This is a genomic window from Streptomyces sp. P5F9 (assembly GCF_057961495.1).
Genome location: NZ_JBXVPZ010000041.1, coordinates 1 through 25,810 on the forward strand (window position 1 = coordinate 1; position 25,810 = coordinate 25,810).

Below are 25,810 nucleotides of genomic sequence, written 5' to 3' on the forward strand. Positions count from 1 at the left end.
GAGTTGGGGGGCGATGTGTTCCTGGGCGCGGCGCCGGGGCAGTTGGGGCGGCTTGCCCATGGTGCCGCGTACCGCTCCGCCGCGCGGGACGGGCGGTGCGGTCATGTTCTCGGCCACGGTCCCCCGGTCGTCGGGACGGATGCCGGGCACCGCTTCCGAGGGGTTGGCCCGCTCCGCGTGGGCGCCGCGCACGGGCAACGGCTCCGGTCCGCTGCCGTCCGTCCCCGCTGCGGCGGACGGTGCGGAGTCCCGTCGTTGATGCCGCCCCGGTGCTCCTGACCCGCGCTGATGCCGACCCGGCGCGCCAGGAGCACCGGACGGCACCGACACCCCCTGCCCGACGGCGAGTTGGCCCCCCTCGGTCCCACCCTGCGCCTGCTGCGGCGGGACGAGCGGACGCCCCCCGCCCAAGGTGTCCTGCGGCTGTCCTACGATCCCGGGGGCGCCCGGCGCCTTACCCAACAAGGCCTGTGGCACTACGAGTACGGCTTGCACCCCGCCGTAGATGTTGGTCTGCAGGCGGACGTGGATGCCGTGGCGGCGGGCGAGTTGGGAGACGACGAACAGGCCGATGCGGCCGTCGGCCAGCAGGCTGGCGACGTTGACCTGGTCGGGGTCGGTGAGCAGGGCGTTCATCCGGCTCTGCTCGCCGGCGGGCATGCCGAGTCCGCGGTCCTCGACCTCGACGGCCAGGCCCGAGGTCACGAGGTTGACGCGGAGCAGCACTTGGGTGTGCGGGGCGGAGAACACCGTGGCGTTCTCGACGAGTTCGGCCAGCAGGTGGATCACGTCGGCTACGGCGTGGCCGCGCAGGGTGCCGTCGATCGGCGGCACGAGTTTGACGCGGGAGTACTGCTCGACCTCGGCGATGGCGGAGCGCAGCACCTCGGTCATGGAGACCGGGTTGCTCCACTGCCTGCGGGAGACGGCGCCGCCGAGGACGGCGAGGTTCTCGGCGTGGCGGCGGATGCGGGTGGCGAGGTGGTCGACGTGGAAGAGGCCCTTGAGGAGGTCGGGGTCCTCGATCTCGTTCTCCAGCTCGTCGAGGATGGAGATCTCCCGGTGCACGAGGGACTGCAGGCGCCGGGCGAGGTTGACGAAGACCTCGACCTTCTGTTCGCTGCCCGCCTGGCTGGAGAGCTGTGCGGCCGCGACGACGGCGGTGACGGCGCCGTCGTGCGCGTGTGCCAGGTCGGCGGCGAGCAGGTCGAAGTCGTCGGCGTCCCCGGGGGGCTTGGTGCGCGGCTTGCGTGGGGGCGGGCCCTCGCCGCGGCGCAACGCCTCGACCAGGTCGCGCAGATCGGCCTCGCCGCGCGCGCTGCTGCGGCGCAGGTCGCCGATGCGGTCGCTGACGGAGCCGGCGGCGCGGCCCGCGGCCACAGCGGCGATGAAGATGCCCGCGATCGTCACGGACGTGGCTCCGGCGAGGACGCCCCAGAGGGTGAGGCTGGTCCGTGCTCCGGTGGAGCGGACGGTGAACAGGACGGCCGCGCTGGCGCTCAGCGCGACCGCGACGGGCGGCAGCACGGCGAGGCGCAGGAGCTGGGGGCGTATGTGGGTCTCGGGCAGTGCGGGCACGGGGCGGGCGGCCGGTCGCCCGTGCCGGCCGCCCTCACGGCGGTCTGCGCGTGCGGCCGGTGCACGGAGTTGAGACATCGGCGTCCTCGTACTGGTGCGTCGGGCCGGTTGGTTCGCGCGGGGTGCGCGATTCGGGCATACGCCATCGCGGTGCCGGTCGAGAGAGCCGAAGAATTCGGCCCTGCGTCGCCCGACGGACACTCACAGTAGTCGTCAACGCATCAGGTGCGGTGGGCAGTTGACAAACTCCCACGGGGAGCGTCCCGCTCTGGTATGAGGCCTCGTACGACAGACCGATAACCCCCTCGACCGCGCGCCGAAGAAGGACAAAGAATCGATCGCGCCTGATCGGAACCGGTCACGAACGGGCGCCGGGGGGCCAGGGGGTTCGATGCCACCCCGTCTCCGACACTCGTCCGCCCCTCGCCCGGAAGCGGGCCGCGGAGGCGTTCCCCGGGATCTCGGCCGCCCTCAACCACACCCCGGAGCATGACAGAACGTGACTACTACGGGGACGTACGAGCGTGTCAGGCGTCGAAGCGGCGGCGGGCTGCCTCGATGTGACCGAGGTATCGGTGGGTCCAGCCGCACATGGCATCGACGGTCGCCCGGAGCCCCTGGCCCGACTCGGTGAGGGTGTATTCCCCGCGCGGCGGCACGGTGGGGTGCACGTCACGCTCGACCAGACCGTTGCGCTCCAGCATGCGCAGGTTCTGGGTGAGCATCTTGTGGCTGATGCCCTCGATCGCGTTCCGCAGCTCACTGAAGCGCAGGGTGCCTTCGTCCTCGGGCGAGGTGGCCGTCGCTCTGATGAACCCCAGCGGATTGCCGCAGATCCCGGTGTACCGGCAGGTGTCGATCGCGACCGGGGCGAAGCTGGTCTTCGTCGCCGGCCAGGTCGCCTGGGACGCCGAGCGGGTCACGGTCGGCGACGGCGACCTCGCGGCCCAGGTCGAGCGGAGCTGTCTCAATGTCGGCACCGCGCCGGCGGCGGCCGACGCGTCCTTCGACGACGTGGTGAAGCTGACCGTCTACGTCGTCGACCGGACCGCCGACAAGATGCCCCTGTTCCTGGAGGGGGTCGCCCGGGCCACCGCGAAGCGGGGGACCACGCCGATGGCGCCGGGCACACTGATCGGCGTGGCGGCCTCGACGTGCCGGACCATCTGGTCGAGGTCGAAGCCACCGCGGTCATCGACTGAACGGAGCCGACAGGGCAGGAATTCCTCGCCCTGTCAGCGTTCGTTCGCGAGATCCAGTTCCGCCGGGGCGGTCGTCGGCTTCGGTTCCGTCTCCACCGGCTTCGGGGTCCGCCAGGGGTGGTCGATCGTCCCCCCGAAGGGCCTCCACCACGGGTCCGTCGTCAGGTCGCCGCCCGGTTCGAACGGCTCGCCCGGCCTCGGTGTGGCCACGGCCTGGCCGGCCGCTTCGCCCTCGTCCGCGGTCCACTCGCCGGGCTCGGCCCACGGGTGGAGCGCCAGATTGAAGGTGCCCCAGTGGATCGGCAGCAGCACCCCGTGCGGCTGCCCGCCCTGGAGATCGAGGTGGGCGCGCATGCCCTCCTCGGGCGTCATGTGGATGTCGGGCCAGAACTCGCTGTACGCGCCGATCTGGATCATCGTCGCGTCGAACGGGCCGTGCGCGGCACCGATGTCCTTGAAGCCCTCGAAGTAGCCGGTGTCGCCGCTGTGGTAGATCCGGTGCTCGTCGCCGGCGACCACCCAGGAGGCCCAGAGGGTGTGCTGGGTGTTGCGCAGGCCGCGGCCGCAGAAGTGCCGGGCCGGGGTGGCGGTCAGGGTGAGGCCGCCGACCTTGGTCTCCTCGTGCCAGTCCAGCTCGCGCAGCCGGTCGGGGGACACGCCCCAGTGCTCCAGGTGGGCGCCGACGCCCAGCGGCACGGCGAACAGGGTGTCCGTGTCGGCCAGCGCCTTGATCGTGGGCATGTCCAGGTGGTCGTAGTGGTCGTGCGAGATGACCACGACGTCGACCGGGCCGAGCGCGGCGATCGGCAGGGGCACCGGGTGCAGCCGCTTGGGCCCGGCGAACGGGAACGGGGAGCAGCGCTCGCCCCAGACCGGGTCGAAGAGGACCCGGTGGCCGTCGATCTCCGCGAGCACGCTGGAGTGCCCCATCCAGATCAGCCGCAGCCCGGTCGCGGCGGGCCTGGCCAGGTCGGCGAGGGTGGTGGCGTGCACCGGCAGCGTGCCGTCGGGGGCGCGGCGGGCGCGCTGCTCCTTGTCGAGGTAGGACTTCCCCATCTCGCGCATCGTGCCGCCGGACGGGCGGACGTTCGTATTGCCCCCGGGATTCTGGAAGACCCCGTCCTTGAAGTGGGGTGATCTGCGGATGCGCGCGAGGCGCTCGCCGCTCGGGTCCGCGCCGAAGGCAGCGGGCTGCAGCGCGCGGAGCCCGGAGCTCAGCGTACGGAATGCGGTCACGATGCCTCCAGGTCGGGTCGGTCAGGCTTTCCATTATGGTCGACCCCTGTGACAACGCCGCTGCGTCGGCGTCATCAGGACCGGTTTCCAAGGAAAGACCAAAGTTCCGCGCCGGAGATTGACACCGCGGGACGGAACTCGCCCTTCCGTTGACAGGACACGGCACCTCTCCCGATACTGACTCGCCGTTCAGTACCCGCCATTCAGCACCGACCGTCCGGTACGCGCTCCCGTACTCGTGCTGCCCGTACTCGCCCTGTCGGCCGGCGCCCCGAGGAGCCCGTATGACCGCCCCCTTGATGTCGCTCACCTGGACCGACCACGTCACCGGCCGCCAGGGCTTCCTGGTCGTCGACCGGCTGGTGCGCGGGGTGTCCAGCGGCGGACTGCGGATGCGGCCGGGCTGCACGCTCGACGAGGTGGCGGGGCTGGCCCGGGGCATGACCATGAAAGAGGCGCTCCATTACGACCCGGCGGGCCGGTACATCCCCCTGGGCGGCGCCAAGGGCGGTATCGACTGCGATCCCCAGGACCCGGTGTCGTACGGCCTCCTCGTGCGCTATCTGCGTGCCATGCGGCCGTACATCGAGAGCTTCTGGACGACGGGTGAGGACCTCGGGCTCACCCAGGACCTGGTCGACCGGGCCGCCGCGGAGGCGGGGCTCGTGTCGTCGATCCAGGCCGTGTATCCGCTGCTCGACGACGAGTCCGCGGCGCGGCGGCGGCTCGCGGACGCCTTCGCGGTCGAGGTGGACGGCATCGGTCTCGACGAGCTGGTCGGCGGCTGCGGCGTCGCCGAGTCGGTGCTCGCGGCGCTGGACCGGGCGGGCGTGCCGTACGCGGGGACGCGGGTCGCCGTGCAGGGGCTGGGCACCATGGGCGGGGCCACGGCGCGGTTCCTCACGCGCGCGGGGCTGTCGCTCGTCGCCGTCGCCGACATCAAGGGCACGATCGCGAACCCGGCCGGCCTCGACGTGGACGCGCTGCTCGCGGCCCGGGACGCGTACGGCACCGTGGACCGCTCCGCGCTGCGCCCGGGCGACCTCGAACTCCCCGGCGAGGACTGGCTGTCCGTCGACGCGGAGGCGCTGGTTCCGGCAGCGGTGTCGTACGCGATCGACACCGCGAACCAGCAAGGGATCACGGCCCGGTGGATCGTCGAGGCGGCCAACATGCCTGTACTGCCTGAGGCGGAGGAGCTGCTGTCCGCGCGCGGGGTCACCGTGCTGCCGGACGTGGTCGTGAACTCCGGGACGAACGCCTGGTGGTGGTGGACCCTGTTCGGCGACATCGGCGCCGACGCGGACGAGGCCTTCGCCCACACCCGGCGTTCGATGCGCGCCCTGATCGACCGGATGCTGGCCCGCGCGGAGGCCGACGGCACGACACCGCGCGCCGCCGCGCACGCCATCGTCGCGGACCGGCTGCCGGTCATCGCGGAACGGTTCGGCTGGTACCGGTGACGTAGGGGACACCACCCCTATGGACAACGGATTAGGGTGACCGCGTGGCGAGAGTGCGGTTGAGCGTGGTGGAACGGCGGGCCGAGTTGCTGCGGGCGGCCGTCGAGCAGATCGAGGCGCGGGGTGTGGCGGCGGTCAGGATCGCCGACGTGGCCTCGGCCCTCGGCGTGAGCAACGCGCTGGTGCTGTATCACTTCTCGACCAAGGAGAAACTGGTCGCCGCCGCGTTCGCCTTCGCCGCCGAGGACGACCTCGCGCACCTCCACAAGCTCCTGGGCCGCCGTACGACCGCGCTGCGCCGGCTGCGGGCAGCGGTGCGCTGGTACGCGCCGACCGGGCAGGCCAAGGGCTGGCGCCTGTGGATCGAGGGCTGGGCGGCGGCCCTGCGCGAACCCGCCCTCCTGGACGTCACCCGCGATCTCGACCGGCAGTGGAAACAAGCACTGGCGGAGGTCGTCGCCGAGGGCGTGACCGCGGGCGAGTTCCACTGCCCGGACCCGGCCACCACCGCCCTGCGCCTGACGGCCCTCCTGGACGGCCTCGCCGTACAGATGACGGCATACGGGGGAGCGGTGCCGCGGGCACGGGCCCTGGAGTGGGTCGACGAGGCGCTCGCACGGGAACTCGGCCTGGAGCGGGCGGCGTTGACCGCTCCCTGAGGCGTTCCCTCAAAAGCCGACTCTTCGAGGAAACGCCTCCCGAAAAGGCCGCCTCTCCGAGGGGTCACCTCCGCACCCGGCGCCTCCGCACCTGTCACCCCGTTACCGCAGCACCCCGTTACCGAGTCGCTTCGTCAGGCCACCCGCTCGATCCGCATCTTGATGTCGTCCGGCGACAGTGCGCCCTTCGCCTCGACGTGGTCCCCGGAGGACTCGCCCCGCAGCCGGCGTCCGATCCACGGCACCAGGTACTCGCGCGCCCAGTGCACGTCGTCGCGCCGGATGTCGAGCGTGCCGCGCGGCGGCAGCGGGGGCCAGGGCTGGTCCGGGTCGGCCGGGACCTCGACGCCGAGGACCTGGCCGGCGCGGAGCGCCACGCGCGTGTGCCCCTCGGGAGAGAGGTGGAGCCGGTCGCCGTCCCAGGCCCGCCGGTCCTGGACCGTCTTCAGGGACCACAGGTCGAGCACCGGGCAGCCGTAGCGGTCGGCGATGGCCCGCACATGTCCGTTGTAGGTGGCGATCTTGCCGCGCAGATGCTTCAGCACGGGCACGCCGCGGGTGTCGAAGCCGGTCGTCACCATGACGGTGCCGACGGCGGCGGTGAGATCGGCGACCGCGCGTTCGAAGCGCTCGGCGACCTCGTCGGGGTCGGTGCCCGGACGGATGATGTCGTTGCCGCCCGCGGCCAGGGAGACCAGGTCGGGCCCGATCTCCTTGGCCCGGGTGAGCTGGTCCTCCACGATCTGGTCGAGCAGCTTCCCGCGCACGGCCAGGTTGGTGTACTCGAAGTCGCCCTCGGGCCGCCGATCCGCGAGCAGTACCGCGAACCGGTCGGCCCAGCCGACCATCGCCCCATCGGGCCCTGGGTCGCCGACGCCCTCGGTGAAGCTGTCCCCCACCGCCACGTACGACCCGATCACTGATCTGTTGTCACTCTTCGAATCGTTAGCCACGGCAACCATAATTCACCCTCGCATGTGACCTACGCGATCGTATTTAGGGGTTGACGGACGGTGAGATAAGCCACTTGTAAAGGGTTGTCCAAAGTCGGAATAAGCCTCTGATCAGGGGCGTTGACCCCGAAACTGCTATGCCTGAAGGCCGGACCCAAGGATCTGGGTCCGGCCTTCGGTTGCGTGGGGCAGGCGTCGGGGCCCGATGTCAGCCGACAGTGACGCCGTGCGAGCGGAGGTAGGCGACCGGGTCCACGTCCGAGCCGTAGTACGGCGTGGTCCGGATCTCGAAGTGCAGGTGCGGGCCGGTCACGTTGCCGGTCGCGCCGGAGAGGCCTATCTGCTGCCCCTCGGTCACGGTCTGGCCGGCCGAGACGGACAGCTGCGACATGTGGGCGTACTGCGAGTACTCGCCGTCCGCGTGCCGGATGACGACCTCGTTGCCGTAGGCGCCGTCGTAGGCCGCCGACACGACCGTGCCCGCGGCGACCGCCTTCACGGTGGTGCCGGTCGGGACGACGAAGTCGACGCCGGTGTGGTAGCCGCTGGACCACATGCTGCCCGCGACGTGGTAGCCGGTGCCGATGGTGCCGCCGGTCACCGGGAGGGTGTAGCCGGTGGAGGTGCCGACACTCGTGCTGTCGTCGCTCCGCGCGGCCGAACTGCTCTTCGACGAGGAAGAGGAGGACGCCGACGAGGACGAAGAAGACGAGGTACCGGACGACTTGGACGAAGTACCGGTGTCCGTCCCGCCCGTCGAGGCCTTCTCACCGAGGGAGAGCTTCAGGCCCGGGTGGATCAGGGACGGGTCGCCGCCGATGGCCCCGCGGTTGTCCTGGTAGAGCTTCTTCCATCCGCCGGTGACGTCCTGCTCCTCGGCGATCTTCGCGAGCCAGTCGCCGGCCTTCACCGAATACGTCTTGACGCCCGAGGCCTTCGAGACGGTCTTCGCGGTCGCCTTCTCGGAAACCGTCTTCTCGGCCGCCGGAACGGACTGAACTGCCTTTTCCGGAGCGGAAGTCGAAGTGGCGGCATGGGCGCCGGTGGCCCCCATGAGCGGAAGGGCGAGTGCCGCGCCGCCGGTTCCGGCTACGGCCATCGAGCGGGTGAGTCGCTGGGACTTCGGGCGGCGGTGCTTACCCTTCGCGGGCATGACGAATTCCTCTCCGGCGCCTGCGAGGTGAGCTGTCGGGTGCGGGCTGGAGATGCCCGGCCGCGCGCTGGTCGCGGCTAAACCCCAAGCCCGTTCCGGAGACCGGAACAGGCGTCTTACCTGTGGGTCCCCCGCTCCTGCCGCATACGGGTGGGTGTGTGCGGAGTCCGGTCGGCGGCAGGATTGGGCGTCCGTCCGGATTGGTGGCGAACGTAAGCGAGGAAGACGCAAAGGGACAAGCAGGAGGTTCCACGGATTTGCGTTCCTTGTGTTTCCCTGTGGGAATTCACAGTCACCCTCCGTGAATTCCCACAGGACTCAACCCCTCAATTCCCCTGTAAAAGCACGTCAATTACGTGAACATGACGAACGACGCACGGTCACGAATATGACGCTGCTCACGTACACAGCTCTCAGGTTCCTTTATTCCAGAGCGAGTTGGAACGAAGGCTGCAATTGGGACAGAGGGATCAGATGCGACGGAGGCGGATAACCGTCGCATCGAGGTCACCGCACAGCCCGGTGCGCAGCCCGTGGTACAACAAGACGGCACCCCGGTGGACTTCGCCCGTTTCGAGGCATTCGTACGACGCTGTCGGGTCGAGCCCGCGCAGCCGGAGCGCCGGTGCGGGCTCGCCGTAGTGCTGCGCCTGGAGCAGGGCGAGGACGACGGTCTCGTCGCCGCGCACGTACTGCACGGCGCTCAGTCCGCCGCTCGGCGCGCGCAGCCGGTGGAGGTCGCCGTGCTGCACGAGCGGCCGGATCTCCTTGTAGAGGTCCACCCACCGGCGGGCCTCGGCGAGTTCCTCCTCGGTCCACTCCGAGAGGTCGCCGCCCACGCCGAGGACTCCGGCCATGGCGCTCACGAACCGGAAACGCAGGCTGCTGACCCGGTCGTTGAGCTGGGTGTTCGGGCTGTCGGTGACCCAGGCGGCCATCACGCGCGCGGGGTGGATCTGGCTGAAGCCGTGCTGGATGGCGAGCCGGTCGAGCGGGTCGGTGTTGTCCGAGGTCCACACCTGGTCCGTGCGGCTCATGATGCCGAGGTCGATCCGGCCGCCGCCGCCCGAGCAGGACTCGAAGGCCACGCCCGGGTGGGCTGCCCGCAGCCGGTCGAACAGGGCGTACAGCGCGCGCACATGGTCGACCCAGAGGCGCTGCGGGTAGGCGTCACCGGGCCACCCGGCATCCGTGAAGCAGCGGTTGAAGTCCCACTTCACGTAGTCGATCGGGGCACTGGAGAGCAGCCCGTCGAGCTGCTCCCAGAGGTACTCCTGGACGTCCTCGCGGGCGAGGTTCAGTACGAGCTGATTGCGGAACTCCGTCCGCTTTCGCCCCTCTTGGTACTGCACCCAGTCGGGGTGCGCGCGGTACAGATCGCTGTCCGCGTTGACCATCTCGGGCTCGACCCAGATGCCGAACTGCATGCCCAGCGCGTGGACGCGGTCGGCAAGGGGCTTGAGTCCTGCGGGAAAGCGGTCCGGGTTCGGGGTCCAGTCACCGAGCCCGGCACGGTCGCTGACGCGCTTCCCGAACCAGCCGTCGTCGACCACGAACAGCTCGACCCCGAGCGCCGCCGCGCGCTGCGCGAGCGTCTCCTGCTGCTCCTCGGAGATGTCGAACTGGGTGGCCTCCCAGGAGTTGTAGAGCACCGGCCGGTCCTGGTCCGCGTCCGGGATGACGTACGTCCGCTGGTACGTGTGCCAGGTGCGGCTGGCGCCCCCGAAGCCGGCGTCGCTCCACAGGCCGGCGAAGACGGGGGTCGTGAAGGACTCCCCCGCCTCCAGGAGCAGCAGTCCGGAGTCGTCGTACCCGGCGCCCCCGGTGATCTGCACGCGCGCGTCGGGGAGTTGGGCCACGGCGATCCGCCAGGACCCCGACCAGCCGAGGGCGCAGCCGTAGACCTCGCCGCGCTCCTCGGTCGCGTCCGTGTCGAGGGCGACCCAGGGCAGGTGCTGGTGCCCGGTGTGGCCGCGCCGGCTGCCGATGACCTTCTCACCGTAGGTGAGGCCGGAGCGCACCAGCCGCGACTCGGCGGCCCACCGCCCGTGCAGCTGCGACAGCTGCCACCCCTCCCGCTCGGGCAGCGTCCACACGGCGGAGTCGGCGCGCAGCAGCTCCAGCGTCTCGGCCCCGTCGTTGCCGAGGCTCGTCCAGCGTTCCACGACGTCGCCGCGCATCCGGTAGTGCAGCGTGATCGCGAGACCGGTGTCCCGGAAGCGGAGCCGCAGCTCGTCGCCCTCGGTGTCGTACCGCTCGAAGGTCCATTCCGTGCCGCGGCGCTCGGGCGTGCGCACGGACAGGGCGGGGCGGGCGAAGCGGGGGCCGCCCTCGACGGGGTACTCCTCCCGGCCGTCGAGCGGGGACTCGAAGGAGGCGCCGACGGGCAGCGGACGGGCGGCGAGCTCCTCGGCGTCGGCAAGTGCGATCGCGGGGCCCCAGTGCAGGTGGAGCAGCTCGTCGTCCTCGGTGAGATGGACGGCGTAACTGCTCGTAGGGCCCGACAGCACCCACGTACGGCCGTTCTCGGCGATCTCCAGCATCAGGTTCCTCACAGATTCGAACAAGTCCGCTCAAGCACCAACATCATCAACGGCGGGAGGCCTGTGAGGCAACGCCTGTGGACAACTCATTGCCTGTCGGACCCATGTCGTATCGTCGAGAACGTGCCCGCCGGTGAGCCGCGTCGTCGGGCCGAGTGGGAGGAGTCCTCGTGACGCAGCAGATTCCGTCGACCGAGCCGGAGTTGTCCGGGGTGCGCAATTTCCGGGACGTGGGCGGACTTCCTACAGTGGACGGACGACGGGTGCGGCACGGGGTGCTGTTCCGCAGCGGCCACCTCGCGCACGCGACCGAGGAGGACGCCGCGTTCCTCGACTCGCTGGGCCTCCACACGATCTTCGACTTCCGCAACGCGTCGGACCAGAAGCTGGAGGGTCCCGACGTCGGGCTGCCCGGTGTGCGCAATGTGAACCTGCCGCTGAGCGACCCGGCGGACGGCTCCGAGTTCTGGAAGATGGTCCGCGACGGCGAGATGGACCAGCTGCGCGAAATCCTCGGCGGCGACAAGGGCGCGAACCGGATGATCGCCTCGTACCGGACGATCATCAAGGAGCGCACCGCCGAGCACTCCCAGGTGCTGCGCTCGCTCGCGGAGGACAGTGTCCCCGCGCTGATGCACTGCGCGGCGGGCAAGGACCGCGCCGGCCTGTCGATAGCCGTGACGCTGCTCGCCGTGGGCGTGGAGCGCGAGGCGATCGTGACCGACTACCTGGAGTCGAACGCGAAGCACCGCCGCTACAAGGTGCGCCGCAGCGGCCCCTCCGCCTCGGCCTACTCCCCCGAGGTGATGGAGCTCCTCAGCCCCCTCTTCGACGCCCGCGCCGAGTATCTGACGGCGGCCTTCGAGACCGTCGAGGAGACCTGGGGCAGCGTGGACGCCTACCTGGAACAGGGACTGGGGATCACCCCGGAGGTCCGGGAGCGGCTGCGCGAGCGCCTGCTCGACTGAACCGAACCTGGTGAACCGGCCGCCGCGGCAGGCTACTTGGCGCCCACGGAGAACAGCAGGTAGATGAAGCCCGCGAAGACGTGGCCGACGGCGATGTAGATGATGAGCCGCACCCACAGGGCACGGGGGAACTTGTCCTCGATGTTGTTGCCGCTCATGGCGTCTCTCCGGTGATCGGGCCCAGGCACAGGGTGGCCGTGGGGCTCTGCAGCAGGGTGTGGACGAACAGGACCTCGACGCCGTCCTCGTCGGCGGCGGCGAGGCGGTGCGGGGTGAGCGAGTCGAAGTGCGCGCTGTCGCCCGGCGCGAGGAGGTGCGCGGTGTCGCCGAGGCGCAGGCGCAGCCGGCCCGTGAGGACGTACAGCCATTCCTCGCCGGGGTGCACGCGCACGATGTCGCCCTGGGAGCCGTGCGGGATGCGCACGCGCAGCGACTGCATGCCGCGGCCGGGGGCACCGGCCTGCCAGTAGGTCCAGCCACCCGCCCGGGTCGGTTCCATGTCGGCGGCGCGGACTACGGCCTCCCGGTCGGTGACCGTCTCGCCGAGCAGATCCGAGACTGTCGTACCGTAGATCCGGGCGAGCGCGAGCAGCATCGGCAGCGAGGGCTGGCGCTGCCCGGTCTCCAGACGGGAGAGATGGGCGGGCGAGAGTCCGGCCGAGCGGGCGGCGACCTCCAGGGTCAGGGAGGCGCGGCGGCGCAGGGCCCGGAGCTGTGGTGCGACGGTGGCCGGCAGGTCTTCGACCGGCCCTGCCGACTGTTCCGGCTCGGTCTCGGGAGAGCTCATGCTCTCCATTCAGCCGGACATTTGCCCCTGCGGCAAATCTCTTGCCTCAGGGGCAAAAACCCACGGCGCCCGCCCACGGCGCCAGGCAGAAACCCCTACCGGTTGGCCACCGCTACCGGTTCGCGACCGCCTGCTTCACGAGCGTCTTGCTGAAGTCCCACATCAGCCCGCCACCGCTGTGCGCGTCGTCCATCACGGCGGTGAAGGCGTCCACGAACCGGTCCACCTCACGCTCGCCGATGATCAGCGGTGGGATGAGCTTGATGACCTCCAGGTGGTCGCCGGAGACCTGGGTGAGGATGCGGTGCCGCTGGAGCAGCGGCACGACCACCATCTGCGCGAACAGGCCCTTGCGCGCGGCCTGCAGCATGGCCCAACGGCTGCGCAGCTTCAGCGACTTGGGCCTGCCGAACTCGATGCCGATCATCAGGCCCCGGCCGCGGACGTCGGCGAGCAGCTCGTACTTGTCGACCAGCGCGGCGAGCCGGGATCTCAACTGCTCCCCGGTGGCACGGGCGTTGGCGACGACCTGCTCGTTCTCCATGACCGACAGGACGGCGAGCCCCGCCGCCATGGCCTGGGCGTTGGACCCGAAGCTCGCCGAGTGGACCAGCACCCGGTCCATGGACGAGTAGACCTTCTTGAAGATCCAGTCCTTGCCGAGGGTCGCGCCGACCGGCACATACCCGCCGGACAACGCCTTCGCCACGCACACCAGGTCCGGCTCCACGCCCTCCTCGTGCTGGTAGGCGTAGAAGTCACCGGTCCGGCCGAGACCGGTCTGTACCTCGTCGGCGATGAGCAACGCCTTGTGCTGGTGCAGGAGTTCCTGCGCGGCGCGCAGATAGCCGGGCGGGGCCTCGTGCACGCCCTTGCCCTGGATCGGCTCGACGACGAGGGCGGCGACGTCGCCCTTCTTCAACTCCCGTGCCAGGGCGTCGAGATCACCGAGCGGTACGGCCGTGTCCGGCAGCAGCGGGGCGAAACCGTCCCGGAAGCCGTCCTCGCCGTTGACCGAGAGCGAGCCGGTGGTCAGGCCGTGGAAGGCGTGGTCGCAGTACAGGACGCGGGTTTTCCCGGTGGCGTAGCGGGCGAACTTGAGCGCGGTCTCGACCGCCTCCGTACCGCTGTTGCCGAAGAACACCCGGTCCAAGTGCGGGCTGTGGGTGAGGAGTTGCTCGGCGAGCAGGCCGGGCAGCGGCTGGCAGTCGAAGCGGGTGAGGTCCGCGAGCTGGGCGTCGAGGACGTCGTGCACCGCCTTGCGGACGACGGGGTGGTGGCGGCCCAGGCCCATCACCCCGAACCCGGCGAGCATGTCGAGGTAGTCGTTGCCGTCGGCGTCCCAGAAGTAGGCGCCCTCGCCCCGCTCGTAGACCTTGTCGAAGCCGATGGTGTGCAGCATGCGCGGGAGCTGGTGGTTCAGGTACTTGGTGTGCAGCTCGTAGCGCTCGGCTCCGCGCTCGGCCAGCAGCGCGGTGAGGTCGAACTCCTTGGTCATTCGGGTTTCTCCTTGGCTGTGCCGGCGTTCGTGTCCTTGACCGCCAGGCTTGCGCTGATCCGTCCGGCGACCTCGACGGGTGTGAGGCCGATGTCGGCGAGCACCTCCCCGCGTTTGGCGTGCGCGAGGAACTGCTCCGGGATGCCGAACCGCCGTACGGGGACGTCGACTTCGGCGTCTCCGAGCGCCAGCGCCACGGCGGCACCGACGCCGGAGGCGCGGCTGTTGTCCTCGACGACGGCCACGAGGCGGTGTTCGGCGGCGAGGCCGGGCAGCGCCGGGTCGACGGGCTTGACCCAACGGGGGTCCACGACCGTGCAGTTGATGCCGCGCGCTTCGAGGAGTTCGGCGGCCTGGAGGCAGACCGGCGCCATGACGCCCACCGCGACGAGCAGCACCTCGGGTGTCTCCGCGCCCCGGTGCAGGACGTCGAGGCCGCCCACCCGGTCGATCGCCGGGATCTCGGGTCCGACCGACTCCTTCGGGAAGCGGACGAGGGTCGGCGCGTCGTCGACGGCGACGGCTTCCCGTAGCTGGGCCCGGAGTTGGTCGGCGTCACGCGGGGCGGCGATCCTCAGGCCCGGCACAACCTGGAGGATGGACATGTCCCACATGCCGTTGTGTGACGCTCCGTCAACTCCGGTCACCCCGGCACGGTCCAGGACGAACGTCACCCCGCAGCGGTGCAACGCCACGTCCATCAGGAGCTGGTCGAAGGCGCGGTTGAGGAAGGTGGCGTAGACGGCGACGACGGGATGCAGACCGCCGGTCGCCAAGCCCGCCGCCGACACGGCCGCGTGCTGCTCGGCGATGCCGACGTCCCAGACCCGGTCGGGGAACTTCGCGGCGAACTTGCCGAGACCCACCGGGTGCAGCATGGCGGCCGTGATGGCCACGACGTCGTCGCGCTCCTCCCCGATGCGCAGGATCTCGTCGCCGAACACGCTGGTCCAGGAAGGGCCGTTGGAGGGCACGAGGGGCTCGCAGGTGAGCGGATCCATCACGCCGACGGTGTGGAAGTGGTCCTCCTCGTGGGCGAGGGCGGGTTCGTAGCCGCGGCCCTTCTCCGTGAGGCAGTGGACGAGGACCGGGCCGTGGAAGCGTTTCGCCCGGCGCAGTGCGGACTCGACGGCGCCGATGTCGTGTCCGTCGATCGGGCCGACGTACTTGAGTCCCAGGTCCTCGAACATGCCCTGCGGGGCGAAGGCGTCCTTGAAGCCCTTCTTCGCTCCGTGCAGCGACTCGTAGATCGTGTTGCCGACGACCGGGGTGCGCAGCAGGACGCTCTTGCCCCAGGCGAGGACCTGCTCGTAGCTGTCGGTCGTGCGCAGGGTGGCCAGGTGGTTGGCGAGGCCGCCGATGGTGGGCGAGTAGGACCGCTCGTTGTCGTTGACGACGATGATCAGCGGGCGGTCCTTGGCGGCGGCGATGTTGTTCAACGCCTCCCACGCCATGCCGCCGGTGAGCGCGCCGTCGCCGATGACCGCGACGACATGGCCCTTCTCCCCCTGTACCTGGCGCGCCTTGGCGAGGCCGTCGGCCCAGCCGAGCGCGGTGGAGGCGTGGCTGTTCTCGATGACGTCGTGCTCGGACTCCTCGCGCGAGGGGTAGCCGGAAAGCCCGCCCTTGCTGCGCAGCTTCGAGAAGTCCTGACGACCCGTCAGGATCTTGTGTACATAGCTCTGGTGGCCGGTGTCCCAGAGGATGCGGTCAGTTGGAGACTCGAAGACCCGGTGGAGCGCGATGGTCAGTTCCACCACACCCAGGTTGGGCCCGAGGTGTCCGCCGGTCCTGGCCACCGCGTGGACCAGGAACTCCCTTATTTCTTCGGACAGTTCGCCGAGTTCCGCCTCGGACAGCGACTTCAGGTCGCGTGGTTGCCGGATGCTCTCCAGGATCGTCACGTCGGGCCCCCTTCGGTCCGTGCTGTTTCAGCTCACGGTGACGGCCGGCTCCCCCGCCGCGACGCCGTCCTGCTCCATCTGTTCGGCGATCTTCATCGCCTCCTCGATGAGGGTCTCCACGATCTTCGACTCGGACACGGTCTTGACGACCTCGCCCTTGACGAAGATCTGACCCTTGCCGTTGCCGGAGGCGACCCCGAGGTCCGCCTCCCGCGCCTCACCGGGTCCGTTGACGACGCAGCCCATGACCGCGACGCGCAACGGCACCTCCATGCCCTCAAGCCCTGCCGTGACCTCGTCGGCGAGCTTGTAGACGTCCACCTGGGCGCGCCCGCAGGACGGGCACGACACGATCTCAAGACGGCGGGGCTTGAGGTTCAGCGACTCCAGGATCTGGAGGCCGACCTTGACCTCCTCCACCGGCGGGGCGGACAGCGACACCCGGATCGTGTCCCCGATGCCCTCGCTGAGCAGCGCCCCGAAGGCGACCGCCGACTTGATCGTGCCCTGGAAGGCGGGGCCCGCCTCGGTGACCCCGAGGTGCAGCGGATAGTCGCTCTGCGCGGCCAGCTGCCGGTAGGCGTTGACCATCACCACGGGGTCGTTGTGCTTGACGGAGATCTTGATGTCGCGGAAGCCGTGCTCCTCGAAGAGGGACGCCTCCCACAGGGCCGACTCGACGAGCGCCTCGGGCGTCGCCTTGCCGTACTTCTGGAGCAGACGGCGGTCCAGGGAACCGGCGTTGACCCCGATCCGGATCGGCGTGCCGTGGTCCTTCGCGGCCCGCGCGATCTCCTTGACCTTGTCGTCGAACTGCTTGATGTTGCCGGGATTGACCCGAACCGCCGCGCAGCCGGCCTCGATCGCGGCGAACACGTACTTGGGCTGGAAGTGGATGTCCGCGATCACCGGGATCTGCGACTTGCGCGCGATGGTCGCCAGCGCGTCCGCGTCGTCCTGCGTGGGGCAGGCGACGCGGACGATCTGGCAGCCGGACGCGGTGAGTTCGGCGATCTGCTGGAGGGTGGCGCCGATGTCCGACGTACGGGTCGTGGTCATCGACTGGACCGAGACGGGGGCCCCGCCCCCGACCGCCACCGGACCGACCTGGATCTGCCGCGACACACGTCGCTCGGCGATCGGCCGGACCGGCATCTCGGGGACGCCCAGGGACACTGCGGTCATGGCGTCAGTCGCGGTTTCCGGCGACGGTCTCGCGCATGGCCCGCAGGGACTCCTTGAGGGAGCCCATGGTGGCGAGGACGGCGGTCGGCTCGTAGCCGCAGTGCGCCATGCAGTTGGCGCAGCGCGGGTCCTTGCCGCGGCCGTACTTGTCCCAGTCGGTGTCCTCGATCAGCTCGCGGTACGTGGGCACGTATCCGTCGCTCATCAGGTAGCAGGGGCGCTGCCAGCCGAAGAGCGAGTAGTTCGGGATCGCCCAGGCCGTGCACGGGAAGTCGACCTTGCCCTCCAGGAAGTCCAGGAAGAGCGGGGAGTGGTTGAGCCGCCACTTCCTGCGGTTGCCGCCCGCGAAGGCCTTCTTGAACAGCTCGTGGGTCTGCGCGACGCCCAGGAAGTGCTCCTGGTCGGGTGCCTTCTCGTAGGCGTAGGCGGGCGAGATCATCATCTCGTCGACCTTGATGTCGTCGTTGAGGAAGTTGAGCACCTCGATGATGGTCTGCGGGGTGTCCGTGTTGAAGAAGGTCGAGTTGGTGGTGACCCGGAAGCCGCGCTTCTTGGCCTCCTTCATCGCCTCCACCGCCTCGTCGAACACACCCTCCTTCGCGACGGACTCGTCGTGCCGCTCGCGCAGCCCGTCGATGTGCACCGCGAAGGCGAAGTACGGGGAGGGCGTGAACTTGTCCAGCTTCTTGCGCAGCAGCATCGCGTTGGTGCAGAGGAAGACGTACTTCTTCTTCGCCACCAACTGCCGCACGATCTCGTCGATCTGAGGGTGCATCAGGGGCTCGCCACCCGCGATGGACACCATCGGCGCACCGGATTCGAGCACCGCCCCGACGGCCTGCGCCACCGGCATGCGCTGCTTGAGCACGCCCGCCGGGTGCTGGATCTTGCCGCAGCCCTCGCACTTCAGGTTGCATGCGAAGAGAGGTTCCAGCTCCACGATCAGGGGGAACTTGTCCCGCTTGCGGAGCTTCTGTTCAGCCAAGTATGTAGCGACCTTGATTGTCTGGCGCAGCGGCATGGCCATCTGGCTCACCTCCGGGGGAGCAGCAAAGAACGGTGCCATTCGAAAAAAGCGGGAAGAACGGATCGAAGAACGCGGAAAGCCGATATTCCACCGCGCACCGTGCCGATCCGGACGAGTTCATGTTCAGGAGCGTCCACGACCACCCGTACGGCCGCAACCGGGCGCGCGCCCGTACGCACGGCGCTCAGCAGCGTGGCCGCCGACTCCATGTCGACCGCGATCGCGCCGGTCGCGAGCAGATCCGACCGTTCCTGACCGCGGACGACGTGATCGGAGCCGGTCAGGGGGCCGGTGTGGACGGTGCGGCCGGGCAGGGCCCGCACCAGTTCCTTGACGAGCAGCTCGGTACCGACGCACGGAACGGTTCCGCGCGCCTCCCTGGTCTCCTCGGCGACCACCAGGTCGCCGGGGTGCATACCGGGGGCGAGTCCGGCGCAGAAGCCCGTGGCCAGTACGGCGGCCTCGGACAGCGCCGGCTCGGCGAGGCGCCGCGTGACGGCCTCCTCGGCCGCCCGGGGCCCCATCCCCGTCCTGAGGAAGGTGACCGGCCCGTCGGCGCCGGAGCGGTCGCCTGCGCGCAGGGCGAGGCGCTCGATGCCGAGCGCGCAGGCGATCAGCAGCGGCGGTCCGGCGGACTGTCTGCCCATCAGCCCCCCTTGGCCGGGGAGAACGAGGTCTGGGAGAACGGTTCTCCGTGCACGTAGCGCCCGAGCGCGGTGAGCGGGAAGACCTGCCGGTAGAGGTGGTAGTTGATGGAGAAGTCCCACGGGAAGCCCGTGCCGGTGAAGTAGGGCTCGTCCCAGGACCCGTCCTCCCGCTGGGTCGTCGCGAGCCATTCGATGCCGCGCTCGACGGCCTTGGAGTCGCGTTCCCCGGCCGCGAGCAGGGCCATCAGCGCCCAGGCCGTCTGCGAGGCGGTGGAGGCGCCCCGGCCGCTCCATTCCTTGGCGTACTTGTAGGAGCGCAGGTCCTCGCCCCAGCCGCCGTCGTCGTTCTGCACGGTCTCCAGCCAGGTGACCGCGCGGCGCATCGCCGGGTGCGAGCCGGGGATTCCGGCGGCCGCGAGGGCAGGCACCACGGACCCTGTGCCGTATACGTAGTTGACGCCCCAGCGCCCGAACCACGAGCCGTCCGCCTCCTGTTCGGCGAGCAGCCACTCGATGCCGCGCCGGGTGCGCGGGTCGTGGGCGAGGCCCTCGACGGCGAGCATCTCGACGACGTGCGCGGTGACGTCCGCCGACGGCGGGTCGATGACCTCGCCGAAGTCGCAGAACGGCAGCCGGTTGGGGAACGGGCTGGTGTTGTCGACGTCGAAGGCGCCCCAACCGCCGTTCTTCGACTGCATTCCGAGGTTCCAGCGGACCGCGCGTCCGGCGGCCCGGTCGAGGCGCTCCGGGTCGTGATGTCTGACCCGGCGCAGCGCGAGCACGACCTCGGCGGTGTCGTCGATGTCGGGGTAGTTGTCGTTGTGGAACTCGAACGCCCAGCCGCCGGGCGGCAGTTGGGGCCGCTTCACCGCCCAGTCGCCGGGGCGGACGATCTCCTCCCCGAGCATCCAGTCGGCCGCCTTGACCAGTTGGGGGTGGTCGGCGGGTACGCCCGCGTCGGCGAGCGCGATGGTCGCGAGACAGGTGTCCCACACCGGGGACTGGCAGGCCTCGATCATCCGGGCCCCGTCCTCGCGCCAGACCGCGAACCGGTCCAGCGACTCAAGTCCCGCGCGCATCACGGGGTGTTCGAGGTCGTAGCCGAGCAGGTGCAGGGCGATCACCGAGTACACGGCCGGCGGCTGGATGCCGCCCCAGCAGCCGTCGTTCTCCTGCCGCTCGATGATCCAGCGCGCGGCAGCGTTCATCGCGGACTTGCGCAGCTTGCGCGGGGCCACCTTGCGGTAGAGATGCAGCGCCTTGTCGAGCCGCTGGAAGGCGCCGTCCCAACTCGCCACCGGGGCAAGCGGCTTGACCGGGTTCGGGTTGTCCGCGTCGGTGTGGAGTTCGTCGAGCGGGAAGGGCGCGGGCCGCACCGGCCGCTTCGCGGAGACCACCGTCAGCGGCACGATGGTCTGCCGGGCCCAGCATCCGAAGTCGTAGATGTTGAGCGGTACCCAGGTCGGGAAGTACAGGAGTTCCGGCGGGAGTTCGGGGAGGTCGTCCCACTTCCACCAGCCGAACAGCGCGAGCCAGATCCGGGTGAAGACACGGGACGCGGCGATCCCGCCCCGCTCACGGACCCACGCGGACGCCTTCGCCATGTGCGGGGCGTCCGGCGCGTCCCCGGCCAGCCGGAGGGCGACGTACGCCTCGATGGTGGTGGAGAGTTCACCGGGTCCGCCGTAGAAGCTCGCCCAGGTGCCGTCCTCGCGCTGCTCGCCGCGGATGAAGAGTGCGGCGGCCCGGGTCGTCGACTCGTCGCGGATACCCAGGAACTGACGGAGCAGCAGATCCTCGGCGTCCATGGTGACGTTCGTCTCCAGGTCGCCCTTCCACCAGCCCTGGGCGTCCTGTTGGGAGAGCAGGAAGTCGGTGGCGCGTTGTACTGCGTGTGCGGCGGCGCCGTGCACCCCGGCCGCCACGGGTGTGTTGATGTCGGTTTCGCTGGCCGCGGCAACACGGGGAGGCATGGCCCCGGTGCTTCCGTCGGTCGTCGCTGTCATGGCTTCCCCTTCGTGCAGTGGCATGTCTCTGCTGTGGGTCCGCCGTCGGCCGGTACTCGTATCTTCGCAGCACCGGCCGGCGACTACGCGAGGGCTATTCGACCGATAGTGATCATCTCTTTCGTACGACGACGAAGTCGGCGAGCGCCGTGAACTGCGCCCGAACCCGGTCGGGCATGTCGATGGCGTCGAGGACCTCGATGGCGATGGTGTGCTGACGGCGTGCCTCTTCGGCGGTCCACTCGCGGCCGCCCGCCTCCTCGATGAGCGCGGCACGGGCCGCGAACTCCTCTTCGGAGAAGTTCTGGAAGTCGCTGCTCTTGGCGTCGGCGGCGAGGATCTCGCCGAGCCGCTCGGAGGCGGGTCCGCCCGCCGCGAGCGCCGCCACCACGGGCAGGGACTTCTTGCGCTGGCGCAGATCGCTCCAGGTCTGCTTCCCGGTGGCCTCCGGGTCGCCCCAGATGCCGAGGAGGTCGTCGACGGCCTGGAAGGCCAGGCCGAGGTGGTGGCCGTACTTCTCCAGGATGTCGGCGGTGCGGTCGTCCGCACCGCCGAGCACGGCCCCGATGGAGGAGGCGCAGGCGAGCAGGGCGCCGGTCTTGTTGCCCTCCATCTCCAGGCACTCCTCGACGCTGACGCGGTCGCGGTGCTCGTAGGAGATGTCCTGCGCCTGGCCGTCGATGAGGGCGCGGGTCGCGGTGGTGAGGCGGCGGGTGGCGCGGCCGGCCTCGACGGTGCCGAGCTCCAGCAGGACCTCGTTGGCCAGCGCGAACAGGGCGTCGCCGACGAGGATGGCCTGGGAGGGACCGTGCACCTTCCACACGGTGTCGCGGTGCCGGCGCTGCTCGTCGCCGTCCATCAGGTCGTCGTGCAGCAGCGAGAAGTTGTGGACCAGCTCGACCGCGACGGCGCCCGGGATACCGACCTCGGGCGCGGCACCGGTGACCTCGGCGGAGAGCACGGCGAGCGCGGGGCGCACGGCCTTGCCGCCGTCGCCCGCGGCCGGGTTGCCCTCGGCGTCGATCCAGCCGAAGTGGTAGGCGGAAACGGTGTCCATGGGGGGAGCCAGGCGGTCCACGGCCGCCCGCAGTACCGGTGTGGCAAGGGTCCGGCCGCGCTCCAGGAGCGCGGACACGTCCACCGCGTCGGCAGCCGTCTCGGCCGGGGGCACAGTGGGCACAGTCTCTCCTCTTGTCGCGGTACCGGAGGTGCGGGGGTCGCCTGCCGCCTGCTGATCGAGCATCACGCCGCCTCCTCGACTTCGAAGAGGTGACGGGGGCGGGGCCGGCCCAGGGCGGCGAGTGCGGCGTCCGCCGCGCTCACCCCACTGCGGACCGCACTCTCCATGGTCGCGGGCCACCCTGTGGCGGTCCACGCTCCGGCCAGGTACAGGCCGGGGGCCTTGGTGCGGGCGCCGGGCCGCAGCCGTCCGACGCCTGGGGCGGGAGCGAACGTCGCCGTACGCTCCCTGGTCACGAAGAAGTCCTTCACCTCGGCGCCGCGCGCACCGGGCAGCAGCCGCTCCAGCTCGGGCAGGTAGCGCTCCCGCAGCTCGGCCACGGGCGCGTCGATCTCGTCGTGCACGGCGGACTGGGACAGCGCCAGGTACTGGCCGTCCTTCAGCCCGGACGCGTCGGTCCGGTCGAACACCCACTGCACCGGGGTGCCCAGCGCCGCGAAGAACGGTCGGGCGAGCACCTTGCGGTCGTAGACGACATGGACGTTGAGGATCGGCGCGGTGTCGATCGCGAGCAGTCGCCCGGGGTCGTCGAGGGCGCCGTCGGGCAGCAGGTCGTGGGCCTCGCGCTGGGGTACGGCGAGGACGACGGCGTCGGCTTCCAGGGTCTCGCCGGGAACCTGGACGTTCCAACGCCCGTTCTCGTCAGTAGAGATGGAGGTGACGCGTGTACGGACTTCGGTGCGCACGCCCGCGGAGTCGAGCGCCTTGCGGGCGAGCCGGTCGTGCAGTTCGCCCAGCGGGACGTGTGCCCAGCCGATGTCGGCCGCGCCCGGGTCGGACAGCAGACCGGTCTTGAACACCATCGCGGCGAGAGCGAGCGAGGAGTCGCCCGCGACCGCGTTGAGGGTGGCGACCCCGACCAGGTCCCACAGTGCCTCGACGGCACGCGCCGACTGACCGTGCGCGGTCAACCAGTCGCCGAAGTTCTGCGCGTCCAGGGCCGGATCGGCGAGGTCGAGCCCTTTGAGCGCGAGCGCGGCACGCCCTACTCTGGCGCGCTCCGCGAACGAAAGATGCGGGTACGTCGCGAGGCTGCGCCCCAGATGCAGGGGCACGGGCAGCGCGTCGCGCCGCAGCCTGCCGAGACGGCGACCCTCGGGGCGGTCGACGTCGAGTACGGGCACGTCGAGACGATCCTGCAGCGGAGCCAGCGCCGCGCCGTCGATGCGGTCGAGGAACCAGCGGTAGGCGGTGCAGCAGCGCAGATACACGTGCTGGCCGTTGTCGACGGTGAGGTCGCCGCGCTGGAAGGAGAAGGCGAGTCCACCCAGGCGCGGGCGGCCTTCGAGCAGGGTGACGCGGACGCCGGCGTCGGCGAGGGCGAGCGCGGTGGTGATGCCGGCGAGGCCACCACCGATCACGACGGCATGCCGTCCGGCCGGTGCTGTCGCGGGCTCGGCGGGCAGCCCGTCGGGCCGCATCCCGTCGCTCATCGTGCACTCCCCCCTGCGCGCCTGCCGCGGCGCTCGAACCAGCCACGGCGGACCGTTGCAGTCAGGGACGCCGCTTCGCACCGGAGGGTTGCGTGCCGCATTTCTCCGGTGGCGTCACCTTGGCCCACTTTGTCCATCAGGTGCGCCTCCTGAGGGTCCGCCGCGTGACGTGCCGGGCGTCCAGACCGGACAGGCCGCGCACGGCGACGTAGGCCTTCTCACGGCCGGGCAGGGAGACGCGGCCGCGCAGGACGGCCTCCGGCTCGCGCTCGATGCGGTCCAGCAGGCGGCGGTAGATGCCGGCCATGGCGGCGACGCAGGCGCCGCTGCGGCGGTCGAGCATGGGGAGCAGCCGGTAGCCCTCGGCGAAAAGAGTGCGGGCCCGGCGCACCTCGAAGTGCACGAGACCCGCGAAGTCGGAGCCCTCCGGCGGCGTCGGCCCGGCGAACCCGGCCGAGCAGCCGAATTTCGCGAGGTCGTCGGCGGGCAGATAGGTACGGCCGTTCTCGGCGTCCTCGCGGACGTCTCTGAGGATGTTGGTGAGCTGGAGCGCGAGCCCCAGCGTGTCGGCGTACTCCGAGGCACGTTCCACGCCGCGCGCGCCCGGCTCGGTGCCGAACACGCCGAGCGAGAGCCGCCCGATCGCACCCGCGACACACCGGCAGTAGACCTTCAGGTCGTCCCAGGTCTCGTAGGTCTCGCCGCGGACGTCCAGCAGGACCCCGTCGATGAGCTCGTCCAGGCCGTCGAGCGGGACCGGGAAGGCCTCGGCCGTGTGCGCGAGGGCGACCGCGACCGGGTCGGTGTCGTCCTCCTCGACCTTGCCCTCGCGGATCCGGGTGAGCAGCGCCCGGGTGTCCTCCAGGCGTGCCGACTTCACGTCGGTCGGCAGCGTGCCGTCGCCGATGTCGTCGACGCGCCGGGAGAACGCGTACAGCGCCGACATCGCGCGGCGCTTGGGCGTCGGCAGCAGTCTGATGCCGTACGCGAAGTTACGTGCCTGCTGACCGGTGACGGCCTCGCAGTAGCTGTAGGCGGCGAGTACCGGTGCGGACATGTGCGGTGCAGACTCCACGCTGCGGATCACCCCTCTCCTCGCAGAGTCACGCCCACCTCACGCAGCAACTGGATCTTGCCGGGTTTGGGCGGGCCGGGAAGTACGTCGTATTCAGCGGCGACGATCGCTCGGATCGCCGCCCTTCCCCCCGCCACGAACCCCGCGAGCAGCAGCTTCAGTCTGCCGTGGACGCTACCCACCAGGGGGGCGCCTTCATTCAGGAGATCGCGGGCGCGTTCTGCTTCGTATGCAACCAGTGCGCGCACCGATGCGCCCGCGGAGGGCGTGGCGAGATCCGCTTCCTGGACGTGAAAGCGCTTCATGTCCTGGGCGGGCAGGTAGATGCGGTCGTGGCCGAGGTCCTCGGCCACGTCCTGCAGGTGTTCGACGATCTGGAGTGCGGTACAGATCGCGTCGGACAGCCGGACCCGCTCGGGGGTCTCGGTGCCGGTGACGCCGAGGACCAGGCGGCCGACCGGGTTGGCGGACAGTTCGCAGTAGGCGACGAGATCGTCGTAGGTCTCGTAGCGCGTGACGAGCTGGTCCTGGCGGTTCGCGGCGATCAGGCCGAGGAAGGGCTCGGGGGTCAGCCCGCATCGGCGGACGGTCGGCTGGAGGCGGCGCAGCAGGGGGTGGCCCGGGGTGCCGTCGAAGACGCGGTGCAGATCGGCCTCGAAGGCGTCGAGGAGGAGCAGGCGGTCCTCGGCGTCCGCGGGCGACACGCCGAGGAGGCGGGCATCGGCGCCGCCGGGGGCCAGATCGCCGTCGCCGATGTCGTCGACGAGGCGGGCGAATCCGTACACCGCCATGAGATCGGTGCGCCAGGCCCTGGGCAGGAAGAAAGGCGCCACGGGGAAGTTCTCACCCGCGGCCTTGTCGAGTGTGCCGCGCTCCGGATCACCGGCGCCGGCCGAGCCGGTTCCCGTCATCGCTCACTGCCAGAGGCGGGGACGGCGCATGCTTCGGTGAGCTGGGGAGTTTCCGTAGCCATTGCCGTCACATCTCCCGTTCTACACTGCCGACCCAATACACACTATTTCGGACACGCCGCCCAGTCGTCCGCACAGATACCCGCAGAAGGGTGTCGCGCATTATCGCCCCACTTGCCGCTATTCGGCACCGGTACAGCTTACGTTGTACAACGCAGCGAGCTTCCTCGGGGTGTCCTGCACATCACAACAACACACCGATTGGCGTCAAGATTCCTTGGGCCGGGCCGAGTTGACGTTTCCTTTGCAGACGCGGAGCCCCGCCGGAGCAGTTCCGGCAGG

At 70.4% G+C, this 25,810-nt stretch carries 22 protein-coding genes, 1 pseudogene and 1 riboswitch; of the genes and pseudogenes, 4 read left to right on the forward strand and 19 right to left on the reverse strand.

Translation table 11 applies throughout. The features are described from left to right. Together AC31A1_RS10250 and AC31A1_RS10255 are read right to left on the reverse strand one after the other, a co-directional pair. A partial coding sequence (locus AC31A1_RS10250; RefSeq protein ID WP_489652964.1) for a sensor histidine kinase occupies positions 1–1,656 on the reverse strand: 1,656 nt, incomplete at its 3' end. 449 nt (positions 1,657–2,105) lie between these two features. After that, on the reverse strand, positions 2,106–2,501 hold the full coding sequence (locus AC31A1_RS10255) for a winged helix-turn-helix transcriptional regulator (protein ID WP_489652965.1): 396 nt from the start codon (positions 2,499–2,501) through the stop codon (positions 2,106–2,108). On the opposite strand from AC31A1_RS10255, the pseudogene AC31A1_RS10260 reads away from it, so the two are divergent. After that, a pseudogene (locus AC31A1_RS10260) lies at positions 2,389–2,780 on the forward strand (RidA family protein). The gene AC31A1_RS10255 and the pseudogene AC31A1_RS10260 sit on opposite strands and share 113 nt — an antisense overlap. Positions 2,781–2,813: 33 nt before the next feature. On the opposite strand, the gene AC31A1_RS10265 reads toward AC31A1_RS10260, so the two are convergent. Beyond that, complete coding sequence (locus AC31A1_RS10265; RefSeq protein ID WP_489652966.1) at positions 2,814–4,016, reverse strand: MBL fold metallo-hydrolase; 1,203 nt, start codon at positions 4,014–4,016, stop codon at positions 2,814–2,816. Positions 4,017–4,300: 284 nt separating this feature from the next. Between AC31A1_RS10265 and AC31A1_RS10270 the strand changes: the two genes are divergently transcribed. Together AC31A1_RS10270 and AC31A1_RS10275 are read left to right on the forward strand one after the other, a co-directional pair. Then, positions 4,301–5,479 carry a glutamate dehydrogenase gene (locus AC31A1_RS10270; protein ID WP_489652967.1) on the forward strand — a complete coding sequence of 393 codons (1,179 nt, stop codon included), beginning with the start codon at positions 4,301–4,303 and terminating at the stop codon, positions 5,477–5,479. Between the two features lie 44 nt (positions 5,480–5,523). After that, positions 5,524–6,138: a TetR/AcrR family transcriptional regulator gene (locus AC31A1_RS10275; RefSeq protein ID WP_489652968.1), complete on the forward strand. Its 615-nt coding sequence runs from the start codon at positions 5,524–5,526 to the stop codon at positions 6,136–6,138. A gap of 134 nt (positions 6,139–6,272) precedes the next feature. Here the strand turns inward: AC31A1_RS10275 and AC31A1_RS10280 are convergent, their stop codons facing one another. From AC31A1_RS10280 to AC31A1_RS10290, 3 genes are all read right to left on the reverse strand, one after another. Continuing rightward, positions 6,273–7,058, reverse strand: a complete 786-nt coding sequence (locus AC31A1_RS10280) for an SGNH/GDSL hydrolase family protein (RefSeq protein WP_489652990.1) — start codon at positions 7,056–7,058, stop codon at positions 6,273–6,275. 241 nt (positions 7,059–7,299) lie between these two features. Beyond that, positions 7,300–8,244 (reverse strand): M23 family metallopeptidase, encoded by a 945-nt coding sequence (locus AC31A1_RS10285; protein ID WP_489652969.1) that lies wholly within the window; start codon positions 8,242–8,244, stop codon positions 7,300–7,302. A gap of 4 nt (positions 8,245–8,248) precedes the next feature. After that, positions 8,249–8,411, reverse strand: a riboswitch (cyclic di-AMP (ydaO/yuaA leader). A gap of 303 nt (positions 8,412–8,714) precedes the next feature. Continuing rightward, the gene (locus AC31A1_RS10290; RefSeq protein WP_489652970.1) at positions 8,715–10,787 is read right to left on the reverse strand and encodes an alpha-galactosidase; all 2,073 of its coding nucleotides are present in this window, start codon (positions 10,785–10,787) and stop codon (positions 8,715–8,717) included. Positions 10,788–10,957: 170 nt separating this feature from the next. Here AC31A1_RS10290 and AC31A1_RS10295 point away from each other — a divergent pair, with 170 nt between their 5' ends. Continuing rightward, a complete protein-coding gene (locus AC31A1_RS10295; protein ID WP_489652971.1) occupies positions 10,958–11,755 on the forward strand; it encodes a tyrosine-protein phosphatase in 798 nt (265 codons plus the stop codon). A gap of 32 nt (positions 11,756–11,787) precedes the next feature. Here the strand turns inward: AC31A1_RS10295 and AC31A1_RS10300 are convergent, their stop codons facing one another. From AC31A1_RS10300 to hpnC, 13 genes are all read right to left on the reverse strand, one after another. After that, positions 11,788–11,913, reverse strand: a complete 126-nt coding sequence (locus AC31A1_RS10300; RefSeq protein ID WP_033281755.1) for a DUF6126 family protein — start codon at positions 11,911–11,913, stop codon at positions 11,788–11,790. Continuing rightward, on the reverse strand, positions 11,910–12,542 hold the full coding sequence (locus AC31A1_RS10305) for a helix-turn-helix domain-containing protein (protein WP_489652972.1): 633 nt from the start codon (positions 12,540–12,542) through the stop codon (positions 11,910–11,912). Before AC31A1_RS10305 ends, AC31A1_RS10300 begins: the two co-directional genes overlap by 4 nt. Positions 12,543–12,654: 112 nt before the next feature. Next, positions 12,655–14,040: an aspartate aminotransferase family protein gene (locus AC31A1_RS10310; protein WP_489652973.1), complete on the reverse strand. Its 1,386-nt coding sequence runs from the start codon at positions 14,038–14,040 to the stop codon at positions 12,655–12,657. Beyond that, a complete protein-coding gene (dxs, locus tag AC31A1_RS10315; protein ID WP_489652974.1) occupies positions 14,037–15,944 on the reverse strand; it encodes a 1-deoxy-D-xylulose-5-phosphate synthase in 1,908 nt (635 codons plus the stop codon). Before dxs ends, AC31A1_RS10310 begins: the two co-directional genes overlap by 4 nt. A gap of 27 nt (positions 15,945–15,971) precedes the next feature. Then, positions 15,972–17,129 (reverse strand): flavodoxin-dependent (E)-4-hydroxy-3-methylbut-2-enyl-diphosphate synthase, encoded by a 1,158-nt coding sequence (gene ispG, locus AC31A1_RS10320; RefSeq protein WP_489652975.1) that lies wholly within the window; start codon positions 17,127–17,129, stop codon positions 15,972–15,974. Between the two features lie 4 nt (positions 17,130–17,133). Beyond that, on the reverse strand, positions 17,134–18,156 hold the full coding sequence (gene hpnH, locus AC31A1_RS10325) for an adenosyl-hopene transferase HpnH (protein ID WP_033281750.1): 1,023 nt from the start codon (positions 18,154–18,156) through the stop codon (positions 17,134–17,136). A 5-nt stretch (positions 18,157–18,161) separates the two neighbouring features. Next, the gene (locus AC31A1_RS10330) at positions 18,162–18,803 is read right to left on the reverse strand and encodes a phosphorylase family protein (RefSeq protein WP_489652976.1); all 642 of its coding nucleotides are present in this window, start codon (positions 18,801–18,803) and stop codon (positions 18,162–18,164) included. Beyond that, the gene (gene shc / locus AC31A1_RS10335) at positions 18,803–20,809 is read right to left on the reverse strand and encodes a squalene--hopene cyclase (protein ID WP_489652977.1); all 2,007 of its coding nucleotides are present in this window, start codon (positions 20,807–20,809) and stop codon (positions 18,803–18,805) included. The genes AC31A1_RS10330 and shc overlap by 1 nt, the downstream gene beginning before the upstream one ends. A gap of 112 nt (positions 20,810–20,921) precedes the next feature. After that, positions 20,922–21,989: a polyprenyl synthetase family protein gene (locus AC31A1_RS10340; protein WP_489652978.1), complete on the reverse strand. Its 1,068-nt coding sequence runs from the start codon at positions 21,987–21,989 to the stop codon at positions 20,922–20,924. A 62-nt stretch (positions 21,990–22,051) separates the two neighbouring features. Further along, positions 22,052–23,482 carry a hydroxysqualene dehydroxylase HpnE gene (hpnE, locus tag AC31A1_RS10345; protein WP_489652979.1) on the reverse strand — a complete coding sequence of 477 codons (1,431 nt, stop codon included), beginning with the start codon at positions 23,480–23,482 and terminating at the stop codon, positions 22,052–22,054. Beyond that, on the reverse strand, positions 23,479–23,619 hold the full coding sequence (locus AC31A1_RS10350; RefSeq protein ID WP_489652980.1) for a DUF6380 family protein: 141 nt from the start codon (positions 23,617–23,619) through the stop codon (positions 23,479–23,481). The genes hpnE and AC31A1_RS10350 overlap by 4 nt, the downstream gene beginning before the upstream one ends. Next, the gene (hpnD, locus tag AC31A1_RS10355; protein ID WP_489652981.1) at positions 23,619–24,569 is read right to left on the reverse strand and encodes a presqualene diphosphate synthase HpnD; all 951 of its coding nucleotides are present in this window, start codon (positions 24,567–24,569) and stop codon (positions 23,619–23,621) included. The genes AC31A1_RS10350 and hpnD overlap by 1 nt, the downstream gene beginning before the upstream one ends. Further along, positions 24,566–25,468: a squalene synthase HpnC gene (gene hpnC, locus AC31A1_RS10360; protein WP_489652982.1), complete on the reverse strand. Its 903-nt coding sequence runs from the start codon at positions 25,466–25,468 to the stop codon at positions 24,566–24,568. The genes hpnD and hpnC overlap by 4 nt, the downstream gene beginning before the upstream one ends. Positions 25,469–25,810: the final 342 nt, after the last annotated feature.